This is a genomic window from Pseudomonas sivasensis (assembly GCF_013778505.1).
In the GTDB taxonomy this organism is placed as follows: Bacteria; Pseudomonadota; Gammaproteobacteria; order Pseudomonadales; family Pseudomonadaceae; genus Aquipseudomonas; species Aquipseudomonas sivasensis.
Genome location: NZ_JAAOWU010000002.1, coordinates 64,612 through 77,938 on the forward strand (window position 1 = coordinate 64,612; position 13,327 = coordinate 77,938).

Consider the following 13,327-nt stretch of genomic DNA (forward strand, 5'->3'; position numbering starts at 1 on the left):
TTCGTAGGAGTAAGAATATGACTTGGTCCAAACCTGCTTACACTGATCTGCGCATCGGTTTCGAAGTCACCATGTACTTCGCCAGCCGTTAATCCGCTGGGTAATACAACGCCTCGGTTCGCCCGGGGCGTTTTTGTTTTGAGCTTTGCGTGATGGAGTAACCATGTTCGTCCAGATTCTAGGTTCCGCCGCCGGCGGTGGTTTCCCGCAGTGGAACTGCAACTGCGTGAACTGCGCAGGTTTTCGTGATGGCAGCCTGCGGGCCCAGGCACGTACCCAGTCGTCCATCGCGATCTCCGACGATGGTGTGAATTGGGTGCTGTGCAATGCCTCCCCGGATATTCGCGCACAGCTGCAAGGCTTTGCGCCGATGCAACCGGGCCGTGCCCTGCGCGACACCGGCATCAGTGCGATCATCCTGATGGACAGCCAAATCGACCACACCACGGGCCTCTTGAGCCTGCGCGAAGGCTGCCCGCACCAGGTGTGGTGCACGGACATGGTCCATGAAGACCTGAGCACCGGCTTCCCGCTGTTCACCATGCTCACCCACTGGAACGGCGGTCTGGCCTGGAACCGCATCGAACTGGACGCCAGCTTCACCATCCCGGCCTGCCCGAATCTGCGCTTCACTCCATTGCCACTGCGCAGCGCTGCGCCGCCTTACTCGCCGCACCGTTTCGACCCGCACCCCGGCGATAACATTGGCCTGATCGTTGAAGACCTGCGCACCGGCGGCAAACTGTTCTACGCCCCGGGCCTGGGCAAAGTCGAAGCGCCACTGTTGGAGATCATGGCCGGCAGCGACTGCCTGCTGGTAGACGGCACGATGTGGGACGACGATGAAATGCAGCGCCGTGGCGTGGGTACCCGCACCGGTCGCGAGATGGGCCACCTGGCGCAAAACGGCCCCGGCGGCATGCTGGAAGTGCTGGAGCAACTGCCGGAGCAGCGCAAGGTGCTTATCCACATCAACAACACCAACCCGATCCTCGATGAAGATTCTCCCGAGCGGGCGGAGCTGGTGCGGCGCAATGTCGAAGTGGCTTACGACGGCATGAGCATTGAATTGTAGGAGCAGACGACATGACTGACACACCGTTGACTACCGCCGAATTCGAAGCCGCCTTGCGCGCCAAGGGCGCCTTCTACCATATCCATCACCCTTACCATGTGGCGATGTACGAAGGCCGTGCCAGCCGCGAACAAATCCAGGGCTGGGTCGCCAACCGCTTCTACTATCAAGTGAACATTCCCCTGAAGGACGCCGCGATTCTGGCCAACTGCCCGGACCGCGAGATCCGTCGCGAGTGGATCCAGCGCTTGCTCGACCACGATGGTGCTCCCGGTGAGGACGGCGGTATCGAAGCCTGGCTTCGCCTGGGCGAGGCTGTCGGCCTCGACCCGGACCAACTGCGCTCCCAGGAATTGGTGCTGCCCGGCGTACGGTTTGCGGTGGACGCCTACGTCAACTTCGCCCGTCGCGCCAGTTGGCAGGAGGCCGCCAGCAGCTCGTTGACCGAACTGTTCGCGCCGCAGATCCACCAGTCGCGCCTCGACAGTTGGCCGCAGCATTACCCGTGGATCGACCCAACCGGCTACGAATATTTCCGCACTCGCTTGGGTCAGGCCCGTCGCGATGTGGAGCACGGCCTGGCGATCACCCTGCAGCACTACACCACCCGCGAAGGCCAGGAGCGCATGCTGGAAATTCTCCAGTTCAAACTGGACATCCTGTGGAGCATGCTGGACGCCATGAGCATGGCCTACGAACTCAAACGCCCGCCGTATCACAGCGTGACCGAGCAGCGGGTCTGGCATAAAGGGATCACCCTATGAGCTTTGATCGCAGCAGAACACCGACCTGGCGCCAGGGTTATCGCTACCAGTACGAGCCTGCGCAAAAGGGCCATGTGCTGCTCTACCCTGAGGGCATGATCAAGCTCAATGACAGCGCCGCGTTGATCGGTGGTTTGATCGACGGCGAGCGCGACGTGGCCGCAATCATCGCCGAGTTGGATAAACAATTCCCAGGTGTGCCTGAGCTCGGTGATGACATCGAGCAATTCATGGAGGTCGCCCGTGCTGAGCACTGGATCACCCTTGCCTGAAAAGCCGGCCATTGGCCTGCCGCTGTGGCTGCTGGCCGAGCTGACTTACCGCTGCCCGCTGCAGTGCCCGTATTGCTCCAACCCGCTGGACTTTGCCGAGCAGGGCAAGGAACTGAGCACCGAGCAGTGGATCAAGGTATTTCGCGAAGCCCGGGAAATGGGCGCCGCGCAGCTGGGGTTTTCCGGCGGTGAACCGCTGGTGCGTCAGGACTTGGCCGAGTTGATCGCCGAGGCTCGCAAACTGGGGTTCTACACCAACCTGATCACTTCCGGCATCGGCCTCACCGAGCAGAAGATCAGCGACTTCAAGAAGGCCGGCCTGGACCATATCCAGATCAGCTTCCAGGCCAGCGACGAACAGGTAAATAACCTGCTGGCCGGCTCGAAAAAAGCCTTCGCGCAAAAATTGGAAATGGCTCGTGCGGTGAAAGCCCACGGCTATCCGATGGTGCTGAACTTCGTCACCCATCGGCACAATATCGACAAGATCGACCGCATCATCGAGTTGTGCATCGCGCTGGAAGCGGACTTTGTTGAACTCGCGACCTGCCAGTTCTACGGCTGGGCGCAGCTCAATCGTGTTGGGCTGTTGCCAACCAAGGAGCAGTTGGTGCGCGCCGAACGCATCACCAACGAATACCGCGCCAAGCTCGAAGCCGAAGGCCATCCGTGCAAGCTGATCTTCGTAACGCCGGATTACTACGAGGAACGCCCAAAAGCCTGTATGAACGGTTGGGGCAGTATCTTTCTTACAGTCACGCCAGACGGAACCGCCCTGCCCTGTCACGGCGCCCGACAGATGCCGGTGCAGTTTCCGAATGTGCGCGACCACAGCATGCAACACATCTGGTACGACTCGTTTGGCTTCAACCGCTTTCGCGGCTACGACTGGATGCCGGAGCCATGCCGCTCATGCGACGAGAAGGAAAAGGACTTCGGCGGCTGCCGTTGCCAGGCCTTCATGCTCACGGGGGATGCGAGCAATGCCGACCCAGTGTGCAGCAAGTCCGAGCAGCACGGCATCATCCTCAAGGCGCGGGAAGAAGCCGAACACGCCACCCAGACCATCGAGCAACTGGCCTTTCGCAATGAGCGCAATTCACGGCTCATCGCAAAAGGCTAACAGCCTCAGCGCTTGGCGATGATGTACACCGCGTGGATGATCCCAGGGAAGTAACCGCACAACGTCAGCAGAATATTCAGCCAGAACGCGCCGCCGAAGCCCACTTGCAGAAACACACCCAGTGGCGGCAGCAGAATGGCGATGATGATACGAATGATGTCCATGGGTCAGCTCCAAAAAATCGGCTCGTGCGAGCCGTGTAGCTAATCGACCTTTGCCATTCGTGAGGGTTCAGTGAATTCTGGCATTGAGCCATCCTGTAACGAGCAGGCAAAAAAAACGCCCCCAGCCAAAAGAATCAGGCTGGAGGCGCCGCGTATACCGCGAGACGGTTCAGAAAAATGGGGTTAAACAGCGATGCCCTTGCGGCATTGCAGCTGTGCGGTACGCACGCGGGAGAACGCGCGAGCAAGGCGCAGGAGCATTTCGTCAATGTTGCTTTTGCTCACCGTCAGCGCTGGCGTGAAGCGTAGGCAGTCAGGTTGCGGGGCGTTGAGGATCAGGCCTTCTTGCAGTGCGGCGCTTACTACGGCATCGGCAGAATCATCCGACAACGTCAGCCCCCACATCAGGCCCTGGCCGCGCAGTTGGCCGTGGTCGTAGCGATAGGCCAGACGGGTGAGGCCTTCGCCAAGATAAAGGCCGGACTCGCGCACATGCTCAAGAAAGCCATGCTCCAGCACCGTATCGAGCACCGCCGCGCCGGCTGACGCCATCAACGCATTGCCGTGATGAGTGCCTTCCAATTCACCTACTTCGAAACAACACGCCTTGCCACGTGCCAGCAGCGCCGCCAGGGGCACGCCGCCGCCCAGACCTTTGCCAAGGGTGATGATGTCGGCGCGTACACCGTACTGTTGTTCGGCCAGCAACGTGCCGTAACGACCGAGGCCTGTCTGCACTTCGTCAAGGATCAGCAGGATCCCCAGTTCACGGCACAAGCGCTCAACGCCCTTGAGGTAGCGCTCCGTCGCAGGGGTTACGCCGGCACCCTGGATCGGTTCGAGCATGATGGCTACGGTTTGAGCATCGACAGCAGCGTGCAGCGCCGGCAGGTCGTTGAAAGGCACATGGCTGAAACCAGGCAATTGCGGTTCGAAACGGTTTTCCAAAGTACCGGCCGATGCAGCCAGCGCCGCGAAACTGCGGCCATGGCAACCGTTGCTGGCACTGATGATGCGGTACGCGCCACCACGATGCAGCTGACCCCATTTGCGCGCCAGCTTGATCGCCGCTTCACAGGCTTCCGCGCCACTGTTGAGCAGATAAGCCTGGTCGCTGCCGGTACGGTGACACAAACGGTCGACGAGGTTGAGTTGGGCACGGTTATGCAGACCCACGCCGGGGTTGATCAACGCTTGGGTCTGGTCACTCAGCGCTTTGATCAACACCTGGGGGCTATGGCCGAGGCTATTGGCGCCATTGCCTTGGCTGAAGTCCAGGTAAGCGCGGTCGTCGCTGTCCCACAACCAGGAACCTTGGCCACGCACGAAGACTTGCGGCGGCCTCGCCACCGTGGGCATCAAGGATTCGCTGGACGGATCATCGTGCTGCGTATCCAAGACCAAATCGTCCAGGCTAGGCGCGGGGCGGCGAATAGAGAACAAGTTCACAGATCCCCCCCGATAGCAACCGAGCAAGTCGCGAAGACTGCCTGTGAATTTTTTGAATTGCCTATGTAAACGCTATCAACACAAACATTGTTCATTGCCTGATCTGGCCCTGTAAGCCCTGCGAATAGGCGCTAGACTAGGCGCCTAAAGGGCTAACAGCCATTTCGATTTTTCAGCTTTTTCGATAAGAAAGACTTATGGATTTCAAGCAACTGCGTTATTTCGTCGCGGTGTATGAAGAGGGCCATGTAGGCCGTGCCGCCGAACGTCTGTCGATTTCCCAACCAGCTTTGTCGCAACAGATTCGCCAACTGGAGCAGAACCTGGATGTGAGCTTGTTCGAGCGTAGCAGCAAACGTCTACTGCCAACCCTGGCCGCTCACACGCTGTACAACCACGCGTTGCCGTTGATAGATGGCATGCAGCAAGCCGTCGAAGCGCTGCGCAACTTCAAGGGCCAGGCCCTGCGCACCTTGGCTATCGGCGTGCTGCAAACCGTGCACACCAGCCTGGTGCCGCAGATGCTTGAGCGCGTACGCAAGGCCCAGCCGCATCTGGTGGTGCAGATTTACGAATTGACCGGGCTTGAGATTGAACGGCGGCTGCTCAATGGTTCGCTGGACATCGGCATCAGTTACCTGCCACCCCGTCAGCCGGGATTACATGGCGTGCTGCTGTATGAAGATGAGTTGAAAGTGGTCATTCCGGACGATCATCCCCTGCGCGAATTCAAGAAAGTCTCGCTGAAACAGGCGGCCGAGTTGCCGATGTTGTTGCTGGGGGAAGAGTTTCAAATCAGGCAGATCTGGCAGGGCCAACTCGCCAACCTTGGGCGACGGCCACAAGTCCAGGCTGAGCTCAACACCATGGTGGGGATTCTCGACAGCCTGCCCCATACCAAACTGGCAACGGTGCTGCCGGGGCGCTCCCAGGACGAACACAACAGCCAGATGCTGCTGTGGAAACCCTTGAGTGAACCGAGGGTGCCGCTGAAAGTAGGCTTGGTGTGCCGTGACGTGCAGCGCCAGCAAGCAACAGTGGCGCTGCTGCGCACCTTGCTTGAAGACGTGATGAATGCCCCGCAGGCGCCGGCCTGACTTTTTCGCGGGCAAAAGAAAACCCCGCCGAAGCGGGGCTTTGCAGACTGTTTCCCTGACATCCATTTCACTCCGCCGTCCTGGCAGAATCCTACGTGTCCGTGTTGTTTCTTTGCGCTTCCTGCGCGACGTCCATGTGAAGTAGATTATCCGTGGATCCAATTTGGCGATAGAGGACGAATAGCAGCACGTCATGTAAGAGAATGCTTACACGCCCTCGCCCCCCTTAAAACAGTGCCTCATCCATCAAAAACAGTGATTCGCTACCGGCCTTTACCGACGCACTCAGCGAGTGAATACGCGGCAGCAGGCGCGCAAAGTAGAAGCGCGCGGTCCCCAGCTTGCTGGCGTAGAAGTCTTCTTCAGCCTCTTTGCCCAATGCGGCCTTGGCCATACGCGCCCACATGTAGGCGTAGGCCATGTATCCAAACGCATGCAAATACTCCACTGAGGCCGCACCGATTTCGTTCGGGTTGGTCTTGGCGCGATCCAGCACCCAGGCCGTCAACTCATCGAGGTTGTCCACCGCCGCACTCAGCGGTTTGGTGAACTCAGCCAGGTCGGCGTTCGAGTGAGCAATGAACTGGCGGATCTCGTCGGCAAACAAGGTGTAGAACGCCCCGCCGCTGCCCACGATCTTGCGCCCCATCAAGTCCAGGGCCTGAATGCCGTTGGTGCCTTCGTAGATCTGGGTGATGCGCACATCACGCACTAGTTGCTCTTGGCCCCACTCGCGGATGTAGCCGTGGCCACCAAACACCTGCTGGCCGAGCACGGTGGTTTCCAGGCCCAGGTCGCTGAGGAACGCTTTGGCCACCGGCGTCAGCAATGCCACCAGGTTATCCGCACGCTCACGGGCTGCGGCGTCTTCGCTGAACTTTGCGATATCCAGCTGCGTTGCCACGTAGGTGGAGAACGCGCGGCCGCCTTCGTTCGCAGCTTTCATGGTCAGCAGCATGCGGCGCACGTCCGGATGGACGATGATCGGGTCAGCGGCTTTGTCTTTCGCCTGAGCGCCTGTCGGTGAGCGGCTTTGCAGACGATCACGCGCATACTCAATCGCGTTCTGATAGGAACGCTCGCCGGATGCGAGACCCTGGATACCCACACCCAGACGCTCGTAGTTCATCATGGTGAACATCGCCGCAAGCCCACGGTTAGGCTCGCCCACCAGGTAACCCACGGCTTCGTCGAAGTTCATCACGCAAGTAGCGGACGCCTGGATACCCATCTTGTGTTCAATGGAACCACAGCTCACCAGGTTGCGCGCGCCGAGGCTGCCGTCGGCATTGACCATGAACTTGGGCACCAGGAACAGCGAGATCCCCTTAGGCCCGGCCGGCGCATCCGGCAGCTTGGCCAAGACCAGATGGATAATGTTTTCGGTGAGGTCGTGCTCGCCACCGGTGATAAAGATCTTGGTCCCGCTGATTTTGTAGGAGCCGTCCGTCTGAGGCTCGGCCTTGGTCCGGATAATCCCCAAGTCTGTGCCGGCATGGGCCTCGGTCAGGCACATGGAACCGGCCCATTCACCGGAATACATCTTCGGCAGGTAGGCAGCCTTGAGCTCTTCGCTGGCATGGGTGTTGATCGATACGCACGCGCCAGACGTCAACATCGGATACAGGCCAAACGCCAGGCTCGACGAGTTGATCATCTCTTCAACCTGGGCCGACACCGCCTTGGGCATGCCCATACCGCCAAACACCGGATCGCCGCCGACACCGACCCAGCCGCCTTCAGCGTAGGTTTTGTAGGCCTGTGGATAACCGTCCGGGGTAAACACCGCCGTGTTGTCCCAGCGGCAGCCTTGCTCATCGCCACCGCGACTCAGCGGGGCGATGGATTTGGCGGTGACTTTGCCGGCTTCCTCGAGGATCGCCTCGACAGTTTCGGCGTCAACGCTGTCTGCCAATGCCGGCAATTGGGCCCATGTATTGGCGACCTCAAAAACTTCGTTGAGGACGAAGCGCATATCACGCAGCGGCGCTTTGTAATCAGCCATGGCAAACCTCGTGAGAACGGGAAAAGTGATTCGATAGGATCGGTTTTACAGGCTCCGAGTGTACCCGAACAACTTTTCAGACACATAGGGTCCACTTGTGACTGATTGGTATTTTTAAGTCACTACAGTGCAAATGCCTCCGCTGGCAGACTCATCAGGCATTCGCTGCCCGCTTGCACAGCGGCGCGGTGGGTTGTGGTACGCGGCAGCAGACGCTTGAAGTAGAACTCGCACGTGGCCAGCTTGGCCTTGGCAAACTCGACATCGTCATGGGCCTGCGCCGCAATCGCCATGCGCAGCCACAGGTAGGCAAGGACGATGTAACCGCTGTACATCAAGTAATCCACGGCAGCGGCGCCCACTTCGTCGGGATTTTTCATCGCGGCCATGCCGACCTGGGTGGTCAACTCGCCCCACTCCTGGTTCAACTGATTGAGCTGCGCCACATAGGCCTTGAACTGCGGATGTTCGGCATTCGCGGCGCAGAACTTATGCACAATCTTGGTAAACCCGCGCAGCAACTTGCCCTGGCTGCCCAGCACCTTGCGCCCCAGCAGGTCGAGTGCCTGAATGCCGTTGGTGCCTTCATAGATCGGCGCAATCCGCGCATCGCGAGCCAACTGCTCCATGCCCCATTCGCGGATATAGCCATGGCCGCCAAATACCTGCATGCCGTGGTTGGTCACTTCCAGCCCGGTGTCGGTCATAAAGGCTTTGCAGATCGGCGTGAGGAACGCCAGCAGGTCTTCGGCTTCCTGGCGTTGAGCGGCGTCGCTGCTCAGGTGTGCAGTGTCGAGTAATTGCGCGGTGAAGTAGGTCAGCGCGCGATTGCCTTCGTTGAAGGCTTTCATGGTCAGCAGCATACGACGCACATCGGGGTGCACGATGATCGGGTCGGCGGCTTTGTTCGGCGCCTTGGCGCCAGTCAGGGAGCGCATTTGCAGGCGGTCGTTGGCGTATTTGATCGCGCCCTGGAAGCTCGCCTCGCCGTTGCACAGGCCCTGCATGCCGGTACCCAGCCGCGCGTGGTTCATCATGGTGAACATGCAATTGAGGCCTTTATTGGCCTCTCCAATCAAAAAGCCCTTGGCGCCGTCGAAGTTCAGCACGCAGGTGGCCGAGGCCTTGATGCCCATCTTGTGCTCGATGGAGCCGCAGTGCACCGCGTTGCGTTCGCCGGAGTCAGCGTGGAACTTGGGCACGATAAACAGCGAGATACCTTTGGTGCCCGCGGGTGCATCCGGCAGTTTGGCCAACACCAGGTGGATGATGTTGGCGCTCATGTCGTGCTCACCGGCCGAGATGAAGATCTTGCTGCCGGTGATCGCATAGCTGCCATCGGCCTGGGGCACGGCGCGGGTCTTGATCAGGCCCAGGTCGGTGCCGCAATGGGCTTCGGTGAGGCACATGGTGCCGGTCCATTCGCCTGCGGTGAGTTTGCCCAGGAACGTGGCCTTCTGCTCTTCCGTCCCGTGGGCGTGGATCGCCGACATCGCGCCGTGAGTCAGGCCCGGATACATGCCCCATGAGGTGTTGCTGGAGCCGATCATCTCGCTGAGCACCAGGCCCAACGATTGCGGCAAGCCCTGGCCGCCGTAGGCCGGATCCGACGCCACACCGTGCCAACCGCCTTCGACGTATTGGGCGAAGGCTTCCTTGAAGCCCTTGGGCGTGGTCACGACGCCATTGTCGAAATGGCAGCCCTCTTCATCACCGCTGCGGTTGAGTGGCGAGAGCACGTTCTCGCAGAATTTGGCGCCCTCTTCGAGGATAGCGCTGACCATGTCCGGGCTGGCGTCGGTTGCGCCCAGCGTGGCGTAGTGACCGTGGAAATCAAATACGTTGTCGATCAGAAAGCGCATGTCGCGCAGGGGAGCTTTGTACTCAGGCATGGTCATGTCTCCGGCAGCAGATGGTCTCAACCTACTGCTGGCCAGCGTCGCAAACAATCACTGTAGAACCGCTGAATACACCGCCATTACTTAACCGGCAGCGCTGTCCATACGCACCGCGCCACGGCGCGTCTGCCCGGCGGCGATCACGCAGTTACGCCCGGCGCCCTTGGCCGCATACAGCGCCTGGTCGGCGGACTTGAGGACTTCTTCGGAGCTGCGCTGCTCGGCCTGGCGTTCGGCCACGCCGATACTGACCGTCACCGACACACTCGTCGCGCCGCTGCCCGCCCGGCGCTGACGGCCTTGTTGATCATCCTGGGGACGGTCCGAGTTGCGCAGCTTAATGTCATAGTTGGCGATAATTTCGCGGATTTCCTCTAGGTGCGGCATGCACTCATCCAGGGTTTTGCCGGCAAACACCACGGCGAACTCTTCACCGCCGTAGCGGTAGGCGCGTCCACCGCCATTGACCTTGGACAACTTGCTCGCCACTAGGCGCAGCACTTGGTCACCCACATCGTGACCATGGGTGTCATTGAACCGTTTGAAGTGGTCGACGTCGGTCATCGCCAACACATAGTTGCGCCCCAGCCGCTGCATGCGCTCGTTGAGGGCGCGGCGTCCCGGCAGGCCGGTCAGCTCATCGCGGAACGCCATTTGATAGGCCTCATGGGCCACGCCGGCCGCGATCATCAACATCACCTGGCTGCACATGATGTTCAGGGTGAACGGCAGGATGAAAGTTTTCGGCAGCATCCAGAACAGCCCCAGCAATCCCACCAATTGCGCCGCGTGCAGCGGGCGCGGCTGGTACCAGTATTGGGCGGCGAGGGTGAGAAAACCGATCAGGAACATCGGATACGACAACTGGATCAGGCTCATCCAGGTCCCGTGCAGCGCCGGCCAGCGAATCTCCGCCAGCCAGTTCAACACCGCTTGGGGATAACTTTGCTCCAGGGCCAGCGCCACGCTGCCTATCGCCAGTACCACAGCGCAACGGGCCACGAAGTCGCGGAACAGATGGGTTTTCTCCTGCCACAGCGCGTAGATGCTGAACAGCAGCGGCAACAGCAGGCAACACAGATGAAACACCACGGCAGCGTCTTCGCGCACGCGGCCGTTGTCGCGATAGAAATCGGTCTGGGTATCGAGCAGGAAGTAGGCGATGTACACCGTGATCATCAAAAACAGCTCACGCTGGCGCCGATACACAGCGCAGTACGAACCGCCGAGCAACAGCACCAAGGTTGGCAACACATTGAACAGTGACGTGAAGAAGACGTTGAGGTCCTTGACGTACGCAGCCGAGAGCCCGGCCAGCAAGAGCAGCAACGAAGGGAGGAAATGACTGAAACGAACAGCGGACACGCGTGACAAGGGTAGAACTCCGACCCGCAAAAATGATGGCTATGTGCCTTAGCGCGGACAGTTAAGCACACCCTGCCTGTCACGTATCACATTGCCATCACTGTAACGGCAGGCGGCGACAATCCCTGAGCGCTGCGCTGTGTTTTTTATCGCCCATAAAAAACCGCCGCTTCCGAGGGAAGCGGCGGTTCAGGCAAACCCGGTGAGGCTTAGTAAGCCAGGCCGAAGTCTTCCTCTTTCATGTCCATCAGGTTGTTGGCGCCCGACAGCATGGTGGCTTTGTGCGCCAAAGTACGCGGCAGAATGCGTTGGAAGTAGAAGCGCGCAGTCTGCAACTTGGCGGTATAGAACGCCTCTTCGGTCGTGCCGGCAGCCAGTTTTTCGGCCGCCAGGCGTGCCATGTCGGCCCAGAAGTAAGCCAGGCAGGCGTAACCGGAATACATCAGGTAATCCACCGAAGCGGCACCGACTTCCTCACGGTCTTTCATCGCGGCCATGCCGACCTTCATGGTCAACTCGCCCCACTCTTTGTTCAGTGCAGCCAGCGGTGTAACGAACTCCTGAACGGCCGCGTTACCTTCATTGGCCTGGCAGAACTTGTGCACGATCTTGGTGAAGCCCTTGAGCGCCTCGCCTTGAGTCATAAGCACTTTACGGCCGAGCAGGTCCAGCGCCTGGATACCGGTGGTGCCTTCGTACAGCATCGAAATGCGGCTGTCGCGCACGTTCTGCTCCATGCCCCACTCGGCGATGAAGCCGTGACCGCCGTAGATCTGCACGCCATGGTTGGCCGATTCAAAACCGACTTCGGTCATGAAGGCCTTGGCGATTGGCGTCATGAAAGCCAGCAGGCCATCGGCCTGTTTCTTGGCTTCGTCATCGGTGCCGTACTTGACGATATCCACTTGCTTGGCCGTGAAGTACACCATTGCGCGATTGCCTTCGGCGAAGGCTTTCATGGTCAGCAACATGCGGCGCACGTCTGGGTGCACGATGATCGGGTCAGCGGCCTTGTCCGGTGCTTTCGGGCCGGTGAGGGAGCGCATTTGCAGGCGATCGCGGGCGTATTTCAGGCCGCCCTGGAAGCCGATCTCGGCATGGGCCAGGCCTTGCAGCGCAGTGCCCAGGCGAGCGGTGTTCATAAAGGTGAACATGCAGTTCAGGCCTTTGTTCGCCGGGCCGATCAGGAAACCGGTGGCCGCGTCGAAGTTCATCACGCAGGTGGCGTTGCCGTGGATACCCATCTTGTGTTCCAGGGAACCACAGGTCACCGCGTTGCGCTCACCCACCGAACCGTCGGCGTTAGGCATGAACTTGGGCACGATAAACAGCGAGATGCCTTTAGTGCCGGCCGGTGCGTCCGGCAGGCGGGCCAATACGATGTGGACGATGTTGTCGGCCATGTCGTGTTCACCGGCCGAGATGAAGATCTTGGTACCGGAGACTTTGTAGGAGCCGTCGGCCTGAGGCTCGGCCTTGGTGCGCAGCATGCCCAGGTCGGTGCCGCAGTGTGGCTCGGTCAGGCACATGGTGCCGGTCCATTCGCCCGATACCAGCTTGGTCAGGTAGGCCTCTTGCTGCTCGGGGGTGCCGTGCTCGGAGATGGTGTTCATCGCACCATGGGACAGGCCTGGGTACATGCCCCACGACCAGTTGGCTTCGCCGACCATTTCGCTCACGGCCAGACCCAGGGATTCCGGCAGGCCTTGGCCGCCGTGCTCCACGTCGTGGGCCAGGCTAGGCCAGCCGCCTTCGACGAATTGCTTGTAGGCTTCTTTGAAACCCGTCGGCGTCTTAACGCCTGACTCACTCCAGGTGCACCCTTCGATGTCGCCCACGCGGTTCAACGGTGCCAGCACTTGTTCACAGAACTTGGCGCCTTCTTCAAGGATGGCGTCAACCATGTCCGGAGTAGCGTCCTGGCAAGCCGGCAGACTCTGATAGTGCGCTTCATAACCGAGCAGTTCGTCACGAACGAAGCGAATATCACGCAAGGGGGCCTTGTAGTCAGGCATAGCGATAAACCTCTGCTGATGTAGCTGGAATGAACAACCGCGTGGATTTGTTGTGGCGGTCAAACAGGTGTTTGAAACATACGTTTACGACCTGGGGATG

General features: G+C 59.8%; 12 protein-coding genes. 6 read left to right on the top strand and 6 right to left on the bottom strand.

All coding sequences use genetic code 11. The features are described 5' to 3' along the window. The first annotated feature begins 17 nt into the window (after positions 1-17). The 5 genes from pqqA (at position 18) to pqqE (ending at position 3,234) form a co-directional block, all read left to right on the top strand. Positions 18-92, top strand: a complete 75-nt coding sequence (gene pqqA, locus G9Q84_RS03820) for a pyrroloquinoline quinone precursor peptide PqqA (RefSeq protein ID WP_003194766.1) — start codon at positions 18-20, stop codon at positions 90-92. A 71-nt stretch (positions 93-163) separates the two neighbouring features. Next, positions 164-1,075 (top strand): pyrroloquinoline quinone biosynthesis protein PqqB, encoded by a 912-nt coding sequence (gene pqqB / locus G9Q84_RS03825; protein WP_181642915.1) that lies wholly within the window; start codon positions 164-166, stop codon positions 1,073-1,075. A gap of 11 nt (positions 1,076-1,086) precedes the next feature. Then, the gene (gene pqqC, locus G9Q84_RS03830) at positions 1,087-1,839 is read left to right on the top strand and encodes a pyrroloquinoline-quinone synthase PqqC (RefSeq protein ID WP_099601639.1); all 753 of its coding nucleotides are present in this window, start codon (positions 1,087-1,089) and stop codon (positions 1,837-1,839) included. Further along, the gene (gene pqqD / locus G9Q84_RS03835) at positions 1,836-2,111 is read left to right on the top strand and encodes a pyrroloquinoline quinone biosynthesis peptide chaperone PqqD (RefSeq protein ID WP_095185054.1); all 276 of its coding nucleotides are present in this window, start codon (positions 1,836-1,838) and stop codon (positions 2,109-2,111) included. The genes pqqC and pqqD overlap by 4 nt, the downstream gene beginning before the upstream one ends. After that, entirely contained in the window at positions 2,053-3,234 is a 1,182-nt protein-coding gene (pqqE, locus tag G9Q84_RS03840) for a pyrroloquinoline quinone biosynthesis protein PqqE (RefSeq protein WP_185159994.1), read from the top strand. Before pqqD ends, pqqE begins: the two co-directional genes overlap by 59 nt. A 5-nt stretch (positions 3,235-3,239) precedes the next feature. On the opposite strand, the gene G9Q84_RS03845 is transcribed toward pqqE, so the two are convergent. Further along, on the bottom strand, positions 3,240-3,398 hold the full coding sequence (locus G9Q84_RS03845) for a YqaE/Pmp3 family membrane protein (protein ID WP_003194776.1): 159 nt from the start codon (positions 3,396-3,398) through the stop codon (positions 3,240-3,242). Positions 3,399-3,581: 183 nt separating this feature from the next. Beyond that, entirely contained in the window at positions 3,582-4,847 is a 1,266-nt protein-coding gene (locus G9Q84_RS03850; protein WP_032883908.1) for an aspartate aminotransferase family protein, read from the bottom strand. A gap of 197 nt (positions 4,848-5,044) precedes the next feature. Here G9Q84_RS03850 and G9Q84_RS03855 point away from each other — a divergent pair, with 197 nt between their 5' ends. Then, entirely contained in the window at positions 5,045-5,944 is a 900-nt protein-coding gene (locus G9Q84_RS03855; protein ID WP_032883909.1) for a LysR family transcriptional regulator, read from the top strand. 226 nt (positions 5,945-6,170) lie between these two features. Here G9Q84_RS03855 and G9Q84_RS03860 read toward each other — a convergent pair whose 3' ends face one another. The 4 genes from G9Q84_RS03860 to G9Q84_RS03875 form a co-directional block, all read right to left on the bottom strand. Next, the gene (locus tag G9Q84_RS03860; RefSeq protein WP_032883911.1) at positions 6,171-7,949 is read right to left on the bottom strand and encodes an acyl-CoA dehydrogenase C-terminal domain-containing protein; all 1,779 of its coding nucleotides are present in this window, start codon (positions 7,947-7,949) and stop codon (positions 6,171-6,173) included. Positions 7,950-8,071: 122 nt separating this feature from the next. Next, positions 8,072-9,841 carry an acyl-CoA dehydrogenase C-terminal domain-containing protein gene (locus G9Q84_RS03865; protein ID WP_095185057.1) on the bottom strand — a complete coding sequence of 590 codons (1,770 nt, stop codon included), beginning with the start codon at positions 9,839-9,841 and terminating at the stop codon, positions 8,072-8,074. A gap of 90 nt (positions 9,842-9,931) precedes the next feature. Next, complete coding sequence (locus tag G9Q84_RS03870) at positions 9,932-11,221, bottom strand: GGDEF domain-containing protein (protein ID WP_179179810.1); 1,290 nt, start codon at positions 11,219-11,221, stop codon at positions 9,932-9,934. 200 nt (positions 11,222-11,421) lie between these two features. Beyond that, positions 11,422-13,227, bottom strand: coding sequence for a phenylacyl-CoA dehydrogenase (locus G9Q84_RS03875; protein WP_032883916.1), 1,806 nt, complete (start codon positions 13,225-13,227; stop codon positions 11,422-11,424). Positions 13,228-13,327: the final 100 nt, after the last annotated feature.

What these genes read in the sequence shown, in the direction of transcription:
- pqqB (WP_181642915.1), top strand. Translation starts at nt 164, where the DNA reads ATGTTCGTCCAGATTCTAGGTTCCGCCGCCGGCGGTGGTTTCCCGCAG.
- pqqC (WP_099601639.1), top strand. Translation starts at nt 1,087, where the DNA reads ATGACTGACACACCGTTGACTACCGCCGAATTCGAAGCCGCCTTGCGC.
- pqqD (WP_095185054.1), top strand. Translation starts at nt 1,836, where the DNA reads ATGAGCTTTGATCGCAGCAGAACACCGACCTGGCGCCAGGGTTATCGC.
- pqqE (WP_185159994.1), top strand. Translation starts at nt 2,053, where the DNA reads ATGACATCGAGCAATTCATGGAGGTCGCCCGTGCTGAGCACTGGATCA.
- G9Q84_RS03845 (WP_003194776.1), bottom strand. Translation starts at nt 3,398, where the DNA reads ATGGACATCATTCGTATCATCATCGCCATTCTGCTGCCGCCACTGGGT.
- G9Q84_RS03855 (WP_032883909.1), top strand. Translation starts at nt 5,045, where the DNA reads ATGGATTTCAAGCAACTGCGTTATTTCGTCGCGGTGTATGAAGAGGGC.
- G9Q84_RS03860 (WP_032883911.1), bottom strand. Translation starts at nt 7,949, where the DNA reads ATGGCTGATTACAAAGCGCCGCTGCGTGATATGCGCTTCGTCCTCAAC.
- G9Q84_RS03865 (WP_095185057.1), bottom strand. Translation starts at nt 9,841, where the DNA reads ATGCCTGAGTACAAAGCTCCCCTGCGCGACATGCGCTTTCTGATCGAC.
- G9Q84_RS03875 (WP_032883916.1), bottom strand. Translation starts at nt 13,227, where the DNA reads ATGCCTGACTACAAGGCCCCCTTGCGTGATATTCGCTTCGTTCGTGAC.